The sequence below is a fragment of the Actinomadura kijaniata NBRC 14229 genome (assembly GCF_001552175.1).
In the GTDB taxonomy this organism is placed as follows: Bacteria; Actinomycetota; Actinomycetes; order Streptosporangiales; family Streptosporangiaceae; genus Spirillospora; species Spirillospora kijaniata.
The window spans coordinates 31,155-49,355 of the sequence record NZ_BCQR01000085.1; the positions used below are offsets into that span (position 1 = coordinate 31,155).

Genomic DNA, 18,201 nt, shown 5'->3' on the forward strand with positions numbered 1-18,201 from the left:
TCAGCTCAGCCGGTACAGCTGGGCGCCGCTGTCGGAGGTGCCGCCGTACTCGCCGGCGGACACGAGGGTGCCGTGCTGCTGCACCCACGCGGTCACCTCGGAGTTCCCGCGGTCGGGCCCGAAGCCGCCGCCCTGGCCGTTGACGAGGACGTGGCGGAGCTCGCCCCGCTCGACGTACCGCTGGAGCTTGGCGACGGTCATCGCCGGATCACCGCCGGTGAAGCCGCCCATGGCGATCACGGGCTCACCGGTCCGCAGGATCAGCGAGGACGCCTGCTGTGCGCTGGAGACCGCGACCAGCCACCGCGCCGAGCCCCGGTTCTTCTCCAGGTAGGAGATCATCTTCTGGTCGAGCTGCCCGCCGGGGCCGCCGAAGCGCCGGCCCTCCCCGTCGCGCATACCGCCGGGAGGCGCCTGGCCGCCCGGGAAGCGCGGCATCACCTCCGCCGAGCCGTCGCGGCCGACCATCCGGCCCTGGCCGCCACCGCCCGGACCGAAGCCCCGGCCCGTGGTCGGGCCCGCCAGCGGGTTGGTGCCGTTCACCCGGGAGGACGCCGCCGACACCGCGTACGCGGCCGGCCCCGACAGCGCGGCCAGCAGCGCCATGACCAGGCCGGCGACCATCACCGGCAGCCCCGCGCGGCGGGTGAGGCGGGCCGCCGCCAGGTTCGCCACCGCCAGCACGGTGCACGCCACGACCACCCAGCGCAGCCACGGGTTCCACGACGGCGTCCGGCTCAGCAGCACGAACGCCCACGCGCCCGTCACGGCCACCGCCGACGGCAGCACCCACGCCCACCGGGCCGACCTTCGGTAGGCGCCGAACAGCAGCACCGCGCCCGCGCCGGTCAACGCCGCGATCGCCGGGGCCATCGCGGTGGAGTAGTAGGGGTGGAAGGTGCCCTGGGCGAAGCTGAACACCGCGTAGTGCACCGCCAGCCAGCCGCCCCACAGCACCAGCGCGGCCAACTTCGGATCGGTGCGGCCCCGCCGGGCCACCAGGACCAGCCCGGCCACCAGCGCGATCACCGCGAACGGCAGCAGCCACGAGATCTGGCCGCCCATGATGTCGTTGAACAACCGGCCCGCGCCCGACGCGCCGCCGAAGCTCGCGCCGCCGCGGCCCCCGCCGGGTCCGCCGCCGCCCTGACCGAGGATCCGGCCCAGGCCGTTGTAGCCGATGACCAGGTCCCACACGCTGTTGTCGGTACTGCCGCCGACGTAGGGCCGCTGACCGGCCGGGATCAGGTCGACGACGAGCATCCACCAGAAGCTCGACACCGCTAGCGTCACACCGGCGGCCAGCAGGTGCCCGATGCGGCGCGGCAGCGACGGGCGCGCCGCCAGCAGGTAGACCAGCGCCAGGGCGGGCAGCACCAGGAACGCCTGGAGCATCTTGGTGTTGAAGCCGCACCCCACCAGGAACGCCGCCAGCAGCAGCGGCCGCAGCCGCCCGGTCGCCACCGCGCGCTGGGTCGCCCAGGCCGCCGCGACCAGCAGCAGCACCAGCAGCGTGTCGGGGTTGTTGTCGCGGTTGATCGCCACGGTGATCGGGGTGAGCGCCAGCGCCAGCGCCGCGACCAGCCCGGCGGCCTCGCCGAACCCCCGCCGCACCGTGGCGTGCAACAGCGCCACGGCCGCGACCCCGGCCAGCGCCTGCGGCAGCAGCACGCTCCAGGTGTTGAACCCGAAGACCCGCGCCGACAGGGCCATCAGCCACAGCGCCATCGGCGGCTTGTCCACGGTGATGAACGACCCGGCGTCCAGCGACCCGAAGAAGAACGCCTTCCAGCTCTGCGTCGCGCTCTTGACCGCCGCCGAGTAGTAGGCGTTGGCGTCGCCGTTGGCCGACAGCCCCCAGGCGTACAGCAGGAGTGCCAGCAGCAGCACGCCCGCGAGGGCGGGCCCCGCCCACCGGGGGCGGGCCGGATCGGGAACGGGCGGGGCCGCCGCCCGTCCGGTGGTGATCGTCTGGGCGGTCATCGGGTCGGTTCCCCCGTCTCGGTCGCGGTCGTCGCGGCGGTCGCGCGGCGCAGCCGCCGCGGGTGGAAGATCCACGCCCGCATCAGCAGGAAGCGGACCAGCGTGGCCAGGCCGTTGGCGGTGACCAGCGCGAGCAGCTCCACGGCCCGGGAGGAGCCGGGGGCCAGGGCGTGCAGCAGGGCCAGCCCGCCGGTGCTGAGCGCCAGGCCGATCAGGAACGCCAGCCCGCCCTCGACCTGGTGCCGGAACGCCCCCCGCGTCCCGGTCACCCCGAACGTGAAGCGCCGGTTGGCGGCGGTGTTGCCGACCGCGGTGACCACCAGCGACACGGCGTTGGCCCACAGCGGCCCCATCACCGTCCGCAGCAGCACGAACAGCACCAGCTGCGCGACCGTGCTGATGACGCCGATGACGGCGAAGACCGGCAGCTGCCGCGCCATGCCGGTGGGCAGTTCGGGACGGGACCGGCCGCGCACGGGCGCGCCGAACGCGCCGGTCAGCATCCGCCGCCCCACCCGCGCCATGCCGCGCAGGTCGTCCAGCGCGGTGCGCAGCACGTCCACGCGGCTGTCGGGGTCGTCGACCCAGTCGACCGGCACCTCGTGGATGCGCAGCCCGTTGCGTTCGGCGAGCAGCAGCAGCTCGGTGTCGAAGAACCACTCCTGGTCCTCCACCTGCGGCAGCAGCGCCTGGACGATCTCGGTGCGGCCCGCCTTGAAACCGCACTGGGCGTCGCTGAACCGCGCCGCCAGCGCCGTTCTCAGCAGCAGGTTGTAGGCACGGGAGATCGCCTCCCGCCTGGGGCCGCGCACCACCGCCGAGCCGCGCGTCAGGCGGCTGCCGATCGCCAGGTCGCTGTGCCCGGAGATCAGCGGCGCGACCAGCGGGAGGAACGCGTCCAGATCGGTGGACAGGTCGACGTCCATGTAGGCGACCACGTGCGCGTCGCTGTCGCCCCAGACCTGCCGCAGGGCGCGCCCGCGCCCCTTGCGGTCCAGGTGGACGGCCCGCACGTGCGGCAGCTCGGACGCCAACCGCTCGGCGACCCGCCAGGTGCGGTCGGTGCTGGCGTTGTCGGCCACGGTGATGCGGAACGGATACGGGAACGTGCCCGACAGGTAGGCGTGCAGCCGCCGCACGCTGGCCTCCAGGACGTGCTCCTCGTTGAAGACGGGAACGACGACCTCGACGAGACGGTTGCGCGCGCCGACCCCGGAGGTCGTCGGCGGCGGACCGGCCGGGGCGTCCCGTTCGGTGATCGGGTGATTCATGCGACCACCGTCGCGAGCCGGGGTGGGAGTGCCCTGAGGGCTCGATTAACGCCGGATGAGAATCAAGATCGTTGGGGTGGGCGGGCCGGATCAGTCGAGCGCGGGGCCGCCCGGCAGCCGCATCCGCGCCAGGGTCCCGCCGCCGTCGGCGGGCTCCAGCGTCACCCGTCCCCCGGCCTCGGCCACGACCCGCGCGACGATCGACAACCCCAGCCCCGAACCGGGCAGGCTGCGCGCCGACGGCGACCGCCAGAACCGTTCGAACACGTGCGGCAGCTCGTCGGCGGGGATGCCGGGGCCCTGGTCGCGCACGGTCAGCTCCCCGTCCTTGAGCCGCACCTCCACCGTGCCGTCGGGCGGGCTGAACTTCACGGCGTTGTCCAGCAGGTTCACCACGGCGCGTTCCAGCTGGCCGGGGTCGCCCAGCACGTACCAGGGGGTCGTGTCGGCCTCGACGCGCAGGCCGGGGCCGCGCAGGCGGGCGCGTTCGACGGCGCGTTCGACGGTCTCGTGCAGCGCGACCCGCTCGCGCGCCGGTTCGCGTTCGTCGGGGCGGGCCAGCTCCAGCAGGTCGCCGACCAGGCTGGACAGCTCCAGCATCTGCGCCTTGACGCTGGTGAGCATGCGGTGCCGCTGGCCGGGCGGCAGCTCCCGCCCGGTCTCCTCCGACCGCAGCAGCAGGTCGATGTTGGTGCGCAGGCTGGTCAGCGGGGTGCGCAGCTCGTGCCCGGCGTCGGCGATGAGCTGCTGCTGGCGTTCCCGGGAGGCCGCCAGCGCGGCGGTCATGGCGTTGAACGACCGGCCGAGCCGCGCCAGCTCGTCGGAGCCCTCGTCGGGGATCCGCACCGCCAGGTCCTCGGTGCGCGCGATGTGCTCGACCGCCCCGGTCAGCTCGTCCACCGGCCGCAGCCCGGCCCGCGCCACCACCAGGCCGATCGCCGCCGCGCCCAGCACCCCGACCGCCGTCACCGCCACCAGCAGCAGCGCCAGGGTGTCCAACGGGTCCTCGACCTGGTTGAGCGGCAACGCCACCGACCACGCGGCGACCGTCGGCCCTCCGACGCCGGGCGGGCCGAAGAACACCGGGCGGGTCAGCACCCGCACCCGCGTGCCGTCCGTGGTGGTCCCGTCGTGCGCGACCTCCGTGATCTCTCCCCTGGCGACCGCGACGTCCTGCGGATCCACCCGCAGCATCTGCACACCCTCGACGGCGCAGGGAGTGCCGTCCGGTCTCACCAACTGGATCAGTCCGAACGGCGCCCGGCCGTCCAGCACGGGGGTCTGCGAGCAGTTCCGCAGGCTCTTGCCCACATGCCCGTTGGGCGGTCGCGGAGACGATGCCAGCGTCCGGTCGAGCTGCTCGTAGAGCCGGTCGCGGGTGAGGTACCAGGAGGCGCCCGAGCAGATGGCGACGCCCACCGCGACGGCCACCGCCACCAGCATGGCCAGCCGCGCCCGCAGCGTCAGCCGTCGCAGCCCGCCCATCAGGACGCCGCGCTCCGCAGGACGTACCCGACGCCGCGCACGGTGTGCACGAGCCGGGGCAGGCCGCCCGCCTCGGTCTTGCGCCGCAGGTACATCACGTACACGTCCAGGGAGTTGGAGGCGGGCTCGAAGTCGAAGCCCCACACCGTCTCCAGGATCTGCTCGCGCGTCAGCACCTGCCGGGGATGGCTGAGGAACATCTCCAGCAGCATGTACTCGGTGCGGGTCAGCTCCAGCGGCTTCCCGGCGCGGGTCACCTCGCGGGTGACGGTGTCCATCCGCAGGTCCTCGAACGCCAGCGCGTCCGACGCCGGGCCCTGCCCGGCGTTCATGGTGGAGCGGCGCAGCAGCGCCCGCACCCGCGCCAGCAGCTCGTCCAGCTCGAACGGTTTGACCAGGTAGTCGTCGGCCCCGGCGTCCAGGCCGGTGACCCGGTCGCCGACCATGTCGCGGGCGGTGAGCATCAGCACCGGGGTCGTCACGCCCCGGGCGCGCAGACGGCGACACGCGGTCAGCCCGTCCATGCGGGGCATCAGCACGTCCAGGACGACCAGGTCGGGGCGTTCGGCGGCGACCGCGTCGAGCGCGGCGACCCCGTCGGCGGCCGTGCCGACCCGGTACCCCTCGAACTCCAGGCTGCGCGTCAGCGACTCGCGGACGGCCGGTTCGTCGTCCACGACCAGAATGCGTGCGTCCGCCGCGGCTCCAGGCTCCATGCACCCACCGTAACCAGCGGCGACGCCGGGTTCGGACGCGCGGCCTGGATTCTCATCGATCTCTCATGAAGCGCGCTCGACCGGCGGTTCCCGGTGCGGGACGGGCCGCGCGGCCGTGCTCGCCGAGGTCCGCACCACCGCCGTGGTCGCGCCCCCGGCGGCCCGGGTGACCGTGGTGAGGATCGCGGCGGGCAGCGCGGGCGGGGCCTCCAGCCGGGTGCGGCGGGTCCAGACCCGGTAGCGGGAGGCGTTCCGCAGCGCGCTCACCGCGATCTTGGGGACGGCGCGCGGGGCGGTGCGGCCGGTGGCCCGCACGGCGATCCCGGTGGCCGAGTTCGGCGCGCCGGTCGCGGCGGGGGTGGCGGTCACCAGCGTCGCGGTGGCACGGGCGGCGCGTTCCACCAGGTCGCCCAGGGACAGTCCGGGGCGGGAGGCGGCCCGCTCGGGCGGCAGCGGGCGGGTCGCCGCCGACCAGGAGGTCCGCACGGTCTCCACGACCACGTCCCGGGCGACGTCGAGCATCAGGTCGCGCAGCGTGTCCCGCATCGCCAGCTTCAGCGCCTCGCGCATCAGCTCGGCCATCACCGTCTCGATGACCGTGACGGTGGCGCGGGCGGCGGCCCGCGACGCCAGGTCCACGGTGGTGCGGGCCACGGCGCTGCCCGCCACGCCGCTGATCAGGTCGGCCAGCAGCCCGCCCGCCTGCCGGGCGGTGTCGCTGCGGGCGGCCTGGGCGGCGAGGTCGGCCGCGGCGGCGGTCACCGGGTGGACCTCGGCGAGCGCGGCGGCGTCGGCGGCGCGGCCCCGCACGGTGGACGCCACGTCCCGGGCCGCCTCCCTGGCGACCTGCCGCACGACGTCCACGATGATGTCGCGGCCCACGTCGAGGGCGACCTCGACGGCGATGTCGGTGACCGTGTCCAGCGTGACGTCCACCACGACGCGGGTGGCGGCCTGCACGATCGGCGCGGACACGGTGCGGCCGGCCACGTCGAACGCGGTGGCGGTGGCGGCGCGGGCGAAGGGGTTGCGGGCCGCCATGCGGGCGGCGGCCTGCACGGCCTGCGAGGCCATCGGATGCTGCGCGGCCTGCCCGGCGATCTCCATGGCGGTGGTGGTGACGCTCAGCGCCGTGCCGGTGACGGCGTTGGCCTCGGCGGCGGCCCGCGCCTCCGAGACCGCCTTGTCGGCGGCCGCCGAGGCGATCTGCACCGCCGCTTCGCGGGCGGCGCGCTCGACCACGCTCATCGCGCCGGTGCGGACCAGCTGCTCCACGACGCGTTCGGCGGCCACCGCGGCGGCGTCCCGGCCGACCTGCCGCAGCGGCTCGGTGAGCACGGCGGCCTGCCGGGCGGCCACCGCGGCGGTGGGCGCCAGCCCGTTCCAGATCTCCTCGATCCGCTCGGCCGCGGCCTGGTCCAGCCTCGCGGCCGGCCCGGACCGTTCGGCCGGCTCCACCCGATCGTCCACGGCCCGCTCGTCCACGGCCACGCCCCCAGTCAGGTCTGCGTCCTGACGTCACCATAACCGCCGATCGTCCGGAACGACCTCCTTCGCGAGAAGGGGATCTCCGTCACCTCCCGGACGTACGCGCTTACTTTCCGCAGGTCGGGCAGGTCGGGCAGGTCCCGCGGGTGGGGCGGGCATACGCCGACGCGGCCGCCGCCACCGGCACCCAGCGCGGCCGGGCCCGTCCCCAGGGGTGCACCGGCGCCGGAGGCCGGCGGCATCCCGCCAAGGCGGCCCTCCTCCCTCTCAAAGGGGGGCGACATGATCAGGACGGATGGGCTATCATCGAGGCCGGAACTGAGAGGGAGGTGTGTTGATGGTTGCCGTCATGGTCGCTGCCGTGCGCAGCACTCGGACCATCCTCATTTCCCGGGCCCAGAGCTGACCCCTTTCTTCGTCGAGGTCGCGGGCCCCTTCATACAAGGGTTCCAATCCATTGTTTTCTGCGTTTCCGCAGGTTCTCGTCGCGTACGGCTGGAGCGAGGACCTGGAGCACGCGTTCGCCCCGCACCGTGAGGCGGGGCTCGTCCCCGGCCGGGTCGCCGTCGTCGACCGCGGCCGCTGCGATGTGATCACCGAGGACGGCGTCCTGCGGGCCGACACGGCCCCGGTGGTCACCGACGATCCGTCGTCGATGCCCTGCACCGGGGACTGGGCCGCGGTCCGCACGGGCGAGCACCCCGCCGTCATGGCGCTGCTCCCCCGCCGCACCGCGATCGTCCGGGCGTCGGTCGGCCGGGACTCCCACGGGCAGGTCCTGGCCGCCAACGTCGACACCGTCGCCATCACCGTCTCGCTGGAGGTCGAGGTGGACCTCGGGCGGCTGGAACGGCTGCTCGCCCTGGCCTGGGAGAGCGGCGCCCGGCCGGTGGTGGTGCTGACCAAGGCCGACCACCTGGCCGACCCCGCCGAGCTGGACGCCGTCGTCGCCGACGTGGCGGCCGCCGCGCCCGGCGCGGACGTCGTCACCGTCAGACCCCTCACCGGGGAGGGCGTGGACGTGGTCGCCGCCGTCCTGTCCGGCACGATCGTGCTGGTCGGGCAGTCGGGGGCGGGCAAGTCCACCCTCGGCAACGCCCTGCTGGGCGAGGACCGGCTGGCCACCGGCGCGGTCCGCGCCGGGGACGGCAAGGGCCGCCACACCACGGTCCGCCGCGAGCTGCTGCCGCTGCCGTCCGGCGGCGTGCTGATCGACACGCCGGGCCTGCGCGGCGTCGGCCTGTTCGACGCCGAGGAGGGTCTCCAGCAGACCTTCTCCGACATCGAGGAGCTGGCGGCCGGGTGCCGGTTCGGCGACTGCGCGCACGACACCGAACCGGACTGCGCCGTCCAGGCCGCGATCACCGACGGCACCCTGCCCGAACGGAGGCTGCGCAGCTACCGCAAGCTCCTGAAGGAGAACGAGTGGATCGCCGCCCGTTCCGACGCCCGGCTGCGCGCCGAGCAGACCAACCGGTGGAAGGTCATCCACAAGGCACAGCGTCAGGCCTACAAGCTGCGGGGGCGGGACCGTTGAGCGAGCACACCGTCTGGAAGACCCGGCCCGAGACCGGCGCCGACATCGCGGCGGTCCACCGGGTGAACGTCGCCGCGTTCGACCGGCCCGAGGAGGCCGACCTGGTGGACGCCCTCCGGCGGGACCCGGCGTGGATCCCGGGCCTGTCGTGGGTGGCCGAGGACGGGCGCGGCGAGGTGATCGGCTACACGCTGCTCACCCGTTGCAAGGTCGGCGACGGCGACGCGCTGGCCCTGGCCCCGGTGGCGGTGCTGCCGGAGTACCAGCGGCGCGGCGTCGGCGACGCCGTCATCCGCGCCGCGCTGGAGGCGGCCCGGGACCGGGGCGAACGCCTGGTCGTGGTGCTCGGCCACCCCGCCTACTACCCGAGGTTCGGGTTCGTGCGGGCCTCCACGATGGGCATCGGCGTCGCGTTCGAGGTCCCGGACGAGGCGCTGATGGCCATGCGCCTGGATGACGGGGGTCCCGTTCCCGGCGGAACGGTGACCTACCCGGCCCCGTTCGGGGTCTGACCGGCGTTCGGGAGGGCCGGGGCCCGTGGCGCCGCTCGGCGTCGCGGGCCCCGTGCCCGTCCGGTCAGCGGCCCTTGCGCCGGTAGGCGCGGATCGACAGCGGGACGAACACCGCCAGCAGCGTCACCGACCACAGCACGGTCATGGCGACCGGGTGCTCGTTGGGCCAGGAGGGGTGGGTGACGGCCGCCCCGGGGTTGCCGAACAGTTGCCGCAGGGCCGTGGTGAGGGCGCTGACGGGGTTCCAGTCGGAGAGGACCCGCAGCCAGGCGGGCATCCCGCCGGTCGGCACGAACGCGTTGGACAGCATCGTGACCGGGAAGACCAGCGGCAGCATCTGGTCGGCGGTCTGCTCGTTCTTGACCGCCAGGCCCACGTAGCAGCCCAGCCAGCTCATCGCGTACCGGAACAGGAAGATCAGCAGGAACGCCTGGACGGCCGGCCACAGGCCCCGGTGCGGCTGCCAGCCGACCAGCAGACCCATGATCGCCATGATGACCAGGTTCACGGCGCCGCTGAGGACGTCGGCGCCGGTGTGGCCGAACGGCACCGCCGAACGCGCCATCGGCATCGACCGGAACCGGTCCATCACGCCCCGCGAGGCGTCGGTGGCGACCCGCATCGTCACCGCCATCACCGAGGAGAACGTGACCATCGCGAACAGCCCCGGCATCAGGTACTCGCGGTAGTTCCCCCCGCCGGGCACCCCGATGGAGCTGCCGAACACGTAGCCGAACAGCAGCACCATGATGCCCGGGAAGATCAGCGCGACGACCAGCTCGCCGGGTTCCTGGCGCAGGCGGCTCAGCTCGCGGCCGATCAGGGTCACGCCGTCGGCGAGCGTCCAGCGCAGCCGTCCCCACGGCGAGGCCGGCGCGGGCGGGGCGAGGGTCGGGGCGGCCATCACACGGTCTCCTTCTCACGGTCGGTCAGGCGCAGGAACACCTCGTCGAGGGTGGGGCGGCGCAGGCTGACGTCGGCCGGGGCCATCCCTGCGCGGTCCAGTTCGCGCACCACGTCGGCCAGCCGCACCGCTCCCCCGGCGACCGGCACGCTGATCCGGCCCGCCGCGGGGTCGGCGGCGGCCTCGGCGCCCGCCATCCGGGCCAGCACGTCCGCCGCGCGGACGGTCAGCGACGCGTCCTCCAGCACGACGTCGACTCGGTCGCCGATGGCGGCCTTCAGCCGGTCGGGCGTGCCGGTGGCGATGACCCTCCCGTGGTCGACCACGGCGACGTCGTCGGCGAGCCGGTCGGCCTCGTCCAGGTACTGGGTGGTCAGCAGCACGGTGGTGCCCTCGGCGACCAGCTCGCGGACGGCGTCCCAGATCTCGCCCCGGCTGCGCGGGTCGAGGCCGGTGGTGGGCTCGTCCAGGAACAGCACGCGGGGCCGCAGGATCAGGCTGGCGATCAGGTCCAGGCGGCGGCGCATCCCGCCGGAGTACCCGGCGACCTGCCGGTCGGCGGCCTCGGCCAGCCCGAAGCGGTCCAGCAGCTCGTCGGCCCGCCGCCGGGCGTCGCGGCGCGACAGGTGGTACAGCCGTCCGAACATGCGCAGGTTGCCGCGCCCGGTCAGCTTCTCGTCCACCGCCGCGTACTGGCCGGCCAGGCCGATCATCGCGCGGACCCGGTCGGCGTCGCGGACGACGTCGTGGCCTCCGATGCGGGCGTGCCCGGCGTCGGGGTCGGCGAGGGTCGCCAGGATCCGCACGGCGGTGGTCTTGCCCGCCCCGTTGGGGCCGAGGACCCCGCAGACCGTTCCGGCCGGGACGGCCAGGTCCAGCCCGCGCAACGCGTGGGTATCACCGAAGCGCTTGTGCAGCCCCTCGGCGACGACGATCGGTTCCGACATCACCCCTCCATTGGGTACGTCGTACGCATTTGTTGACCGCCTCAGCGTAGATAACTGGGTACGTTGTACGCAACTGGGATGATGGAGCGGGAGGTGACCGTGGCAGAGACCGAGTACCCGCACATCTGGATGCGCCCCGAACGCCCGGCGCGCGGGCCGAGGCCCGCCTACAGCCGCGCGCAGATCACCGAGGCGGCGATCCGGATCGCCGACGCCGAGGGGCTGGAGGCCGCGTCCATGCGCCGCATCGCCGCCGAGATCGGCGCGGGCGCGATGTCGCTGTACCGGTACGTGCCCAGCCGCGACGACCTGGTCGAGCTGATGTTCGACCACGTGATCGGCGAGCAGGAGTTCCCGGACCGGCCGACCGGCGACTGGCGGGCCGACCTGCGGCTGGTCGCGGAGGTGACGCGCGCCTACATGCGGCGGCACCCGTGGGTGGTGGAGATGCCGCGCTCGCGCCCGGCGTTCGGGCCCAACCAGCTGCGGCTGTTGGAGTTCGGCCTGGGGGCGCTGGACGTCGGCATCCCGATCGACGACATCCTCACCTACGTCGGCCTGCTGAACGGCTACGTCGAGGAGGCCGTGCGCAACGAGCTGTCCTGGGAGAGGGAGGCCAAGCGCAGCGGGCTGACCTCCGAGCAGTGGATGGCCCGCAACTCCGCCTACGTGAACATGCTGGTGCGCAGCGGCGACTATCCGATGTTCACCCGCATCGTGATGGACGCGCGCCAGCCGCACATGGACCCCGACGAGCGTTTCCGCTACGGGCTGGAACGCGTCCTGGACTGCGTCGCCGCCGTCCTCCCGCCCGACGAGCACCTCCGCCGGGCGGGAGGGTGATCGGGGCTCAGCGGGCGAGCCGCCGGTAGCGTCGCACCGACAGCGGCAGGAACACCGCCACCAGCGCCAGCGGCCACAGCACCGCCAGCAGCACGGCGTTCTCCGACGCCCAGGAGTCGCCGGGCATGCCCGGGTTGCCGAACAGGTCGCGGATCGCCGCGACGGTCGCCGACAGCGGGTTCCACTCGGCGACCACGGCGAGCCAGCCGGGCATCTGCGACGGCGAGACGAAGGTGTTGGCGACCATCGTCAGCGGGAACAGCGGCGCCCACGCCGCCGCCGCGGCCTCCGGCGTGATCAGCAGGCCGAGCCAGATGCCGACCCAGATCAGCGCGAACCGCAGCAGGAGCAGCAGTCCGACGGCGGCCAGCGCGTTGCCCGGCCCCTCGTGCCAGCGCCAGCCGACCGCGAGCCCGCAGGCGACCAGGATCGCCAGCTCGCCGCACGAGTTGACCATGTCGGCGATGGCGCGGCCCAGCACCACCCCCGACGACGACATCGGCATCGAGCGGAACCGGTCGGTGACGCCGCGCGAGGCGTCGGTGGTGACGGCCATCAGGGTGGTGGCGATGCCGAACATCATCGTCTGGCCGAACATGCCCGGCATCAGGAACTCGCGGTAGTTCCCGCCCCCGGCCACGGTCATGGCGCTGCCGAACACGTAGCCGAACATCACCACCATCATGATCGGCCAGACGAGCTGGTAGGCGACCACGGTCGGGTTGCGGACCCAGTGGACCAGCGCGCGGCGGGCCACGATCCAGCCGTCGGCCAGCGCCCATCCCACCCGCTGCGGCAGCGTGCGGGGCATCTGCGGTGCCAGCAGCACGGTCATGCCGCCACCTCCTGCTCGTCGCGGTCCTGCGCGGCGGCGCGGTGGCCGGTCAGGTTCAGGAACACCTCGTCCATCGTGGGCCGCCGCAACGCCACGTCCTCGACGGTGACGCCCGCCTCCCGCAACGCCCGCAGCGTCGCGGTGAGCGCCTCCATCCGGTCCCGGACCGGCGCGGTGATCCGGCGGACGTCGGCGTCGGTCTCCGGCTCGGCCCCGGTGACCCGCGCGACGATCCCCGCCGCGGCGCCGAGGGCGCCGGCGTCGGCGACCACCAGGTCGAGCTGGTCGCCGCCGACCAGGGACTTCAGCCGTTCCGGGGAGTCGTCGGCGATGACCCGGCCCCGGTCGATGACGGCGATCTGGTGGGCCAGCTGGTCGGCCTCCTCCAGGTACTGGGTGGTCAGCAGCACCGTGGTGCCCTGGGCGACCAGCGAGCGCACCGCCCGCCACACCTCGGTGCGGTTGCGCGGGTCGAGGCCGGTGGTGGGCTCGTCCAGGAACAGCACGCGCGGCGCGAGGATGAACCCGGCGGCCAGGTCCAGCCGCCGCCGCATGCCGCCGGAGTAGTGCTTGACCCGCCGGTCCGCGGCCTCGGTGAGCCCGAACCGCTCCAGCAGCTCGTCGGCCCGCCGCCGGGCGGTGGCCTTGCCCAGGTGGTAGAGCCGTCCCCACATCTCCAGGTTCTCCCGGCCGGTGAGGATCTCGTCGACGGCCGCGTACTGCCCGGTCAGCCCGATGTGGTGCCGGACCTGCGCGGACTGGCCGACCACGTCGAACCCGCCGACCAGGGCCCGTCCGCCGTCGGGGCGCAGCAGCGTGGACAGGATGCGCACGGCGGTGGTCTTGCCCGCGCCGTTGGGGCCGAGCAGCCCGCAGACGGTGCCCTCGCGCACCGTCAGGTCGAAGCCGTCGAGGGCCGCGTTCGCGCCGAAGCGTTTGCGCAGTCCCTCGGCGACCAGTGCCGGGGAGGTCATGACGGTTCCCTTTCATGAGAGATCGAACTATATTTTTGGGACATCAATGTCTCATGAAGGGTGCCACATGTCTCAGCACGGGTGTCAAGCGGTAATTTCCTGAACCATGAGTGCCACCGCCGCAGAGTCCGGAACCCGCAACCGCACCCGCCAGGCGATCCTGGCCGCCGCCGCCCGGGTGCTCGGCCGGAACCACCGCGCGACCCTGGCCGACGTCGCGCGCGAGGCCGACGTGGGCCGCAGCACGCTGCACCGCTACTTCTCCGACCGGGACGAGCTGATGAGGGCGGTGGTGGTGGACTCGCTGGCGATGGCCGACCGGGCGGTCCGCGACGCCGCCCCGGACCAGGGACCGGCGCGCGAGGCCCTGCACCGGCTCATCGCGGCGATGATCGAGTCCGGGGACCGGGTCATCTTCCTGTGGAGCGACCCGCGGGTGCTGGAGGACTACGGCCCCGACCCGGCCGACGGCGCGGGACTCCCGGCCGATCCCGACGCCACCCTGCGGCTCATCCGGCGCGGCCAGCGGGAGGGCGTCCTCGACCCGACGGTGCCCGCCGAATGGATCCAGAACGTGCTGTGGGGCCTGGTCTACACCGGCGTGGAAGCGGCCGGCCAGGGCGTGATCCCCCGCCACGGCGTCACCGCCATGGTGATCCGCACCCTGGAGAACGGTTTCCTCGTCTCCCCCGATTGAGGAAAGGCACGTTCCGCAAGGCCTCCTACGGTGAACGCATGATGCACTTCGCGAACGCCGCCGAATGGGAAGCCTGGCTGTCCGAGCACCACGGGGACGAGGGCGGCGTCTGGCTCAAGATCGCCAAGAAGGGCGCGCCCGTCGCCTCGGTCACCATCTCCGAGGCCCTGGACGTCGCCCTGTGCCACGGCTGGATCGACAGCCAGCGCAAGGCCCTCGACGAGCACTTCTACCTGCAGCGCTACTCGCGCCGCCGCAGGGGCGGCCCCTGGTCGCGGATGAACGTCGAACGCGTCCACGCCCTCACCGCCGCCGGGCGCATGCGCCCGCCCGGCCTGGCGGAGGTCGAGGCGGCGAAGGCCGACGGCCGCTGGGACTCCGCCTACGCCGCCCAGCGCGACGTCACCGTCCCGCCCGACCTGGCCGAGGCCCTGGCCGCCCGGCCCGAGGCCGCCGCCCGCTTCGAGGCGCTCGACAAGACCGCCCGCTACCAGCTGATCCTGCCGCTGCTGAAGATCCGGACCCCGGCCGGACGCCGGGCGCGCCTGCGGCGGACCCTGGCCGAGCTGGAGCCCGCCGCCCCTCAGGCCGCCGGGGAGACCGGGCGGCGGTAGGCGCCGGGCGCGACGCCGAACTCGCGCTTGAACGCCTTGGCGAAGGCGAACTCAGAGGTGTAGCCGACGCGCTGCGCCACGGCCCGGACGGACGCGCCGGGCTCGCGCAGCAGGCGGCTCGCGCCGGTCATGCGCCACCAGGTCAGGTACGCCATCGGCGGCTGCCCCACCAGCGCCGTGAAGCGCTGCGCGAACACCGACCGCGACAGGCCGCCGAGGGCCGCGAGCTCGGCCACGGTCCAGGGGCGCTCCGGACCGGCGTGGATCGCCCGCAGCGCCCGGCCGACCGCGGGGTCGGTGAGCGCGCGGGCCCACCCGGACGCCTCCGGCGAGGCGGCGGCGCGCTCCTCCACCCAGGCGCGCAGGATGTACAGCAGCATCGCGTCGACCAGCGAGGGCACGATGCCGTCGCTGCCGGGGCGGCTCCGGTCGAGCTCGGTGGCGAGCAGGTCGACGAGGCGGCCGAGCTCGGGGTGCCTGCCCGGACGGGCGGGCAGGTGCACGAGCTCGGGCAGCTCCCCCAGCAGCGGATGCGGCCGGGTGCGGTCGAGCTGGTAGGCGCCGCAGACCATGGTCGTTTCGGGCCCGGGGCCGTCCACCCGGACCTGGCCCACCGGGGAGGAGGGGGCCGACCGCTCGGGGACGAAGTCGGTCAGCGGCGTGCCCGGCGCGTCGGCCAGGGCGTGCGCGCTGCCCTGGCGGAGGAACACCACGTCGCCGGGGCCCAGCTCCAGCGGCGCGGCGTCGCCGCCGGCCAGCAGCAGGCACGAGCCCTGGAGCACGACGTGGAAGGTCGTGCCGGTGGTCTCCGGGAAGCGCAGGCCCCAGGGGGCGCGCACCTCGGTGCGCGCCGACCGGGTGCGACCGGTCCGCATCGCGGCGAGCGCGTCGGAGAGCACATCCATGATCAGGACTATAGGACATGTTTTCCGGATCATCAGGCATTCAGCGTCCGGCGTCCGGTCCGTAACGTCGTCCCCGGATGATCGACCAAAGGGAGACGACGATGACCGTTCTGGTGCTCGGAGCGACCGGCAAGACCGGCAGGGCCGTGGTGGACGCGCTGGCGGCGCGCGGAGCGAAGGTGCGGGCGGCCAGCCGCACCCCGGCCCCGTCCGGGATCGACGGGGTCGAGGCGGTCCGTTTCGACTGGGCGGACCCCGGCACGTGGCGGGAGGCGCTGCGGGACGTCGACGCGCTGTACGTCGTCGGCCCGTACACCGAGCCCGGCCGCCCCGGACTCGTCCGCGACCTGCTGGCCGCCGCGCCCGGCGTCGGGCGGGTGGTGCTGCTGTCGGTGCTCGGCGTCGAGCTGCTGCCCGACGCGATCCCGATGGCCGTCTGGGAGGCGGACGTGCGGGACTCCGGCAAGGAGTGGACCATCCTGCGGCCGAACTGGTTCCAGCAGAACTTCGGGGAGGGCTTCGCCGCCTCCCTGCGCGACGAGGGGCGGCTCGCGCTCCCGGCCGCCGACGCCGTGGTGGGCTTCGTGGACACCCGTGACATCGCCGAGGTGGCCGCCGCCGCGCTCACCGAGGACGGCCACGCGGGCCAGGTCCTCGTCGTCACCGGCCCGGAGGCGCTCTCCCACGCGCAGGCCGTCCGGACGCTGGGCGAGGCCGCGGGCCGGGAGCTGCGGTACACGGCCCTCACCGCCGAGCAGCACGTCGAGGCGCTGCGGGCGGCGGGCCTCGACGAGGGATCGGTCGCCTGGCAGCGGGGGCTGTTCCAGCTCATCCGCGACGGCCGCAACGCCGTGGTCACCGACACGGTCGAACGCGTCACCGGCCACCCGGCCCGCCCGCTGCGCGCGTACGCCAACGAATATGCCGAAACCTGGCGCGTCCCCGCCCCGGCAGAGCAATGATCATGGTCCGGATCCCCACCGTCGAGGAGCGCGCCATGCCCGGCATCTACCCCATCATCGGATACCGCGACGCCCCGGCCATGATCGACTGGCTCTGCCGCGTCTTCGGATTCGAGCGGCACGCGGTGATCGACGGCGACGGCGGCCTGATCACGCACGCTGAGCTCACCCTGGGCGCGGACGCGGTCGTGATGCTCGGCTCAATCCAGAACGACACCTTCGGCCTGCGCGTCCCCCGCGAGATCCAGGCGCTGACCGGCGGGGTGTACGTGGCGGTCGAGGACCCCACGGCGCACTACGAGCGCGCCAGGGCCGAGGGCGCCGAGATCGTCCAGGAGCTGACCGGCAACGGCTTCGGCCTGCGCTACACCGCCCTCGACCCCGAGGGCCAGCTCTGGGGCTTCGGCGACTACCGCCCCGCACCCCCGTCGGCGTGACCCGCCGGAGCCCGGTAGGTTCGCCACCGTGTTGTGGGGGCGGGACGGGGAACGGCGCGCGGTCGCCGCGCTGATCGAGGCGGCGCGGTCGGGCGGCAGCGGGGTGCTGGTCGTGCGGGGCGAGCCGGGCATCGGCAAGACCGCCCTGCTCGACCAGGCCGCGCGCGACGCCGAGGGACTGCGGGTGCTGCGCGCCGAGGGCGTGGAGGCCGAGGCGGGGCTGCCGTTCGCGGCGTTGCAGATGCTGCTGCGGCCGGTGCTGTCCCGGATGGACCGGCTGCCCGCCCCGCAGGCGGCGGCGCTGCGCGGGGCCCTCGGACTGGCCGACGCCGAGGGCGCGGACCGGTTCCTGGTCGGCCTGGCGGTGCTGAGCCTGCTGTCGGAACTGGCCGCCGAACGCCCGCTGCTGTGCCTGGTGGACGACGCGCACTGGCTCGACCCGGCGTCGGCCGAGACGCTGCTGTTCGCGGCGCGCCGGATCGGGGCCGAGGGCGTGGCCGTGCTGTTCGCCGCCCGCGACGGGTTCGCCGCGCCGGGCCTGCCCGAACTGGCGCTGGGCGGGCTCGACCGGCGGGCGGCCGCCGGGCTGCTCGACGCCCGCGCGCCGGAACTGAGCGGCCCCGTCCGCGACCGGATCGTCGCCGAGGCCGGCGGCAACCCCCTCGCCCTCACCGAACTCCCCCGCGGCCTGACCGCCGAGCAGCGCGCCGGCCGCGCCGCTCCCCCTGACGAGCTGCCGGTCACCCGGCGGCTGCTGGAGGCGTTCGGCGCGCGCATCGACCGGCTCTCCGAACGCGCCCGGCTGGCGCTGACGATCGCCGCCGCCGAGGGCGGCGGCGAACTGGGCACCGTGGTGCAGGCCGGACGGGCGGTCGGGGTGACGGCCACCGACCTGGAGGAGGCCGAACGCGCCGGGCTCATCCGCACCACCGGCGTGTCGGTCGCGTTCCGGCACCCGCTGATCCGCGCGGCCGCCTACCAGGGCGCCCCGCTGACGGCGCGCCTGCGGGCCCACCGCGCCCTGGCCGACGCCCTGCACGGGGACCGCCGCGTGCTGCACCGCGCGGCCGCCGCCGTCGCCCCGGACGAGG

At 74.4% G+C, this 18,201-nt stretch carries 18 protein-coding genes; 8 read left to right on the plus strand and 10 right to left on the minus strand.

The window, feature by feature from the left end:
- From AKI01S_RS26020 to AKI01S_RS26040, 5 genes are all read right to left on the minus strand, one after another.
- Positions 1 to 1,983, minus strand: coding sequence for a glycosyltransferase family 39 protein (locus tag AKI01S_RS26020; protein WP_067823455.1), 1,983 nt, complete (start codon positions 1,981 to 1,983; stop codon positions 1 to 3).
- Positions 1,980 to 3,254: a bifunctional glycosyltransferase family 2/GtrA family protein gene (locus AKI01S_RS26025; RefSeq protein WP_067823399.1), complete on the minus strand. Its 1,275-nt coding sequence runs from the start codon at positions 3,252 to 3,254 to the stop codon at positions 1,980 to 1,982. The genes AKI01S_RS26020 and AKI01S_RS26025 overlap by 4 nt, the downstream gene beginning before the upstream one ends.
- A 90-nt stretch (positions 3,255 to 3,344) precedes the next feature.
- Positions 3,345 to 4,739 (minus strand): sensor histidine kinase, encoded by a 1,395-nt coding sequence (locus AKI01S_RS26030; RefSeq protein ID WP_067823402.1) that lies wholly within the window; start codon positions 4,737 to 4,739, stop codon positions 3,345 to 3,347.
- A complete protein-coding gene (locus tag AKI01S_RS26035) occupies positions 4,739 to 5,455 on the minus strand; it encodes a response regulator transcription factor (protein ID WP_067823404.1) in 717 nt (238 codons plus the stop codon). The genes AKI01S_RS26030 and AKI01S_RS26035 overlap by 1 nt, the downstream gene beginning before the upstream one ends.
- A gap of 63 nt (positions 5,456 to 5,518) precedes the next feature.
- Positions 5,519 to 6,925 (minus strand): hypothetical protein, encoded by a 1,407-nt coding sequence (locus tag AKI01S_RS26040; RefSeq protein WP_157420143.1) that lies wholly within the window; start codon positions 6,923 to 6,925, stop codon positions 5,519 to 5,521.
- Positions 6,926 to 7,400: 475 nt separating this feature from the next.
- Between AKI01S_RS26040 and rsgA the strand changes: the two genes are divergently transcribed.
- Together rsgA and AKI01S_RS26055 are read left to right on the plus strand one after the other, a co-directional pair.
- A complete protein-coding gene (gene rsgA, locus AKI01S_RS26050; RefSeq protein ID WP_067823413.1) occupies positions 7,401 to 8,480 on the plus strand; it encodes a ribosome small subunit-dependent GTPase A in 1,080 nt (359 codons plus the stop codon).
- The gene (locus tag AKI01S_RS26055; protein ID WP_067823416.1) at positions 8,477 to 8,992 is read left to right on the plus strand and encodes a GNAT family N-acetyltransferase; all 516 of its coding nucleotides are present in this window, start codon (positions 8,477 to 8,479) and stop codon (positions 8,990 to 8,992) included. Before rsgA ends, AKI01S_RS26055 begins: the two co-directional genes overlap by 4 nt.
- A 64-nt stretch (positions 8,993 to 9,056) precedes the next feature.
- Here the strand turns inward: AKI01S_RS26055 and AKI01S_RS26060 are convergent, their stop codons facing one another.
- Together AKI01S_RS26060 and AKI01S_RS26065 are read right to left on the minus strand one after the other, a co-directional pair.
- Entirely contained in the window at positions 9,057 to 9,896 is an 840-nt protein-coding gene (locus tag AKI01S_RS26060; protein WP_067823419.1) for an ABC transporter permease, read from the minus strand.
- Entirely contained in the window at positions 9,896 to 10,843 is a 948-nt protein-coding gene (locus AKI01S_RS26065) for an ATP-binding cassette domain-containing protein (protein WP_067823422.1), read from the minus strand. The genes AKI01S_RS26060 and AKI01S_RS26065 overlap by 1 nt, the downstream gene beginning before the upstream one ends.
- Before the next feature lie 93 nt (positions 10,844 to 10,936).
- On the opposite strand from AKI01S_RS26065, the gene AKI01S_RS26070 reads away from it, so the two are divergent.
- Entirely contained in the window at positions 10,937 to 11,686 is a 750-nt protein-coding gene (locus AKI01S_RS26070) for a TetR/AcrR family transcriptional regulator (RefSeq protein ID WP_245681778.1), read from the plus strand.
- A 7-nt stretch (positions 11,687 to 11,693) separates the two neighbouring features.
- On the opposite strand, the gene AKI01S_RS26075 is transcribed toward AKI01S_RS26070, so the two are convergent.
- Entirely contained in the window at positions 11,694 to 12,521 is an 828-nt protein-coding gene (locus AKI01S_RS26075) for an ABC transporter permease (protein ID WP_157420144.1), read from the minus strand.
- Positions 12,518 to 13,495, minus strand: a complete 978-nt coding sequence (locus tag AKI01S_RS26080; protein WP_067823425.1) for an ATP-binding cassette domain-containing protein — start codon at positions 13,493 to 13,495, stop codon at positions 12,518 to 12,520. Before AKI01S_RS26080 ends, AKI01S_RS26075 begins: the two co-directional genes overlap by 4 nt.
- Before the next feature lie 106 nt (positions 13,496 to 13,601).
- Between AKI01S_RS26080 and AKI01S_RS26085 the strand changes: the two genes are divergently transcribed.
- Both AKI01S_RS26085 and AKI01S_RS26090 read left to right on the plus strand, forming a co-directional pair.
- Positions 13,602 to 14,192 carry a TetR/AcrR family transcriptional regulator gene (locus tag AKI01S_RS26085; protein WP_067823428.1) on the plus strand — a complete coding sequence of 197 codons (591 nt, stop codon included), beginning with the start codon at positions 13,602 to 13,604 and terminating at the stop codon, positions 14,190 to 14,192.
- Between the two features lie 38 nt (positions 14,193 to 14,230).
- Complete coding sequence (locus tag AKI01S_RS26090; RefSeq protein ID WP_067823431.1) at positions 14,231 to 14,806, plus strand: YdeI/OmpD-associated family protein; 576 nt, start codon at positions 14,231 to 14,233, stop codon at positions 14,804 to 14,806.
- On the opposite strand, the gene AKI01S_RS26095 is transcribed toward AKI01S_RS26090, so the two are convergent.
- Positions 14,776 to 15,711 carry an AraC family transcriptional regulator gene (locus AKI01S_RS26095; protein WP_067823434.1) on the minus strand — a complete coding sequence of 312 codons (936 nt, stop codon included), beginning with the start codon at positions 15,709 to 15,711 and terminating at the stop codon, positions 14,776 to 14,778. The genes AKI01S_RS26090 and AKI01S_RS26095 overlap by 31 nt on opposite strands.
- A 101-nt stretch (positions 15,712 to 15,812) precedes the next feature.
- On the opposite strand from AKI01S_RS26095, the gene AKI01S_RS26100 reads away from it, so the two are divergent.
- The 3 genes from AKI01S_RS26100 to AKI01S_RS26110 form a co-directional block, all read left to right on the plus strand.
- Complete coding sequence (locus tag AKI01S_RS26100; protein WP_084000259.1) at positions 15,813 to 16,673, plus strand: NAD(P)H-binding protein; 861 nt, start codon at positions 15,813 to 15,815, stop codon at positions 16,671 to 16,673.
- Positions 16,674 to 16,675: 2 nt separating this feature from the next.
- Positions 16,676 to 17,110 (plus strand): VOC family protein, encoded by a 435-nt coding sequence (locus AKI01S_RS26105; protein ID WP_245681779.1) that lies wholly within the window; start codon positions 16,676 to 16,678, stop codon positions 17,108 to 17,110.
- Between the two features lie 28 nt (positions 17,111 to 17,138).
- On the plus strand, positions 17,139 to 18,201 hold a 1,063-nt coding region (locus tag AKI01S_RS26110), incomplete at its 3' end, for an ATP-binding protein (RefSeq protein WP_245681780.1).

Excerpts from the sequence above, each read along its gene's own strand:
- AKI01S_RS26075 (WP_157420144.1), bottom strand. The coding sequence starts at position 12,521 with ATGACCGTGCTGCTGGCACCGCAGATGCCCCGCACGCTGCCGCAGCGG.
- AKI01S_RS26060 (WP_067823419.1), bottom strand. The coding sequence starts at position 9,896 with ATGGCCGCCCCGACCCTCGCCCCGCCCGCGCCGGCCTCGCCGTGGGGA.
- AKI01S_RS26020 (WP_067823455.1), bottom strand. The coding sequence starts at position 1,983 with ATGACCGCCCAGACGATCACCACCGGACGGGCGGCGGCCCCGCCCGTT.
- AKI01S_RS26035 (WP_067823404.1), bottom strand. The coding sequence starts at position 5,455 with ATGGAGCCTGGAGCCGCGGCGGACGCACGCATTCTGGTCGTGGACGAC.
- AKI01S_RS26085 (WP_067823428.1), top strand. The coding sequence starts at position 13,602 with ATGAGTGCCACCGCCGCAGAGTCCGGAACCCGCAACCGCACCCGCCAG.
- AKI01S_RS26065 (WP_067823422.1), bottom strand. The coding sequence starts at position 10,843 with ATGTCGGAACCGATCGTCGTCGCCGAGGGGCTGCACAAGCGCTTCGGT.
- AKI01S_RS26100 (WP_084000259.1), top strand. The coding sequence starts at position 15,813 with ATGACCGTTCTGGTGCTCGGAGCGACCGGCAAGACCGGCAGGGCCGTG.
- AKI01S_RS26030 (WP_067823402.1), bottom strand. The coding sequence starts at position 4,739 with ATGGGCGGGCTGCGACGGCTGACGCTGCGGGCGCGGCTGGCCATGCTG.
- AKI01S_RS26105 (WP_245681779.1), top strand. The coding sequence starts at position 16,676 with ATGGTCCGGATCCCCACCGTCGAGGAGCGCGCCATGCCCGGCATCTAC.
- AKI01S_RS26080 (WP_067823425.1), bottom strand. The coding sequence starts at position 13,495 with ATGACCTCCCCGGCACTGGTCGCCGAGGGACTGCGCAAACGCTTCGGC.
- AKI01S_RS26025 (WP_067823399.1), bottom strand. The coding sequence starts at position 3,254 with ATGAATCACCCGATCACCGAACGGGACGCCCCGGCCGGTCCGCCGCCG.
- AKI01S_RS26095 (WP_067823434.1), bottom strand. The coding sequence starts at position 15,711 with ATGGATGTGCTCTCCGACGCGCTCGCCGCGATGCGGACCGGTCGCACC.
- AKI01S_RS26090 (WP_067823431.1), top strand. The coding sequence starts at position 14,231 with ATGATGCACTTCGCGAACGCCGCCGAATGGGAAGCCTGGCTGTCCGAG.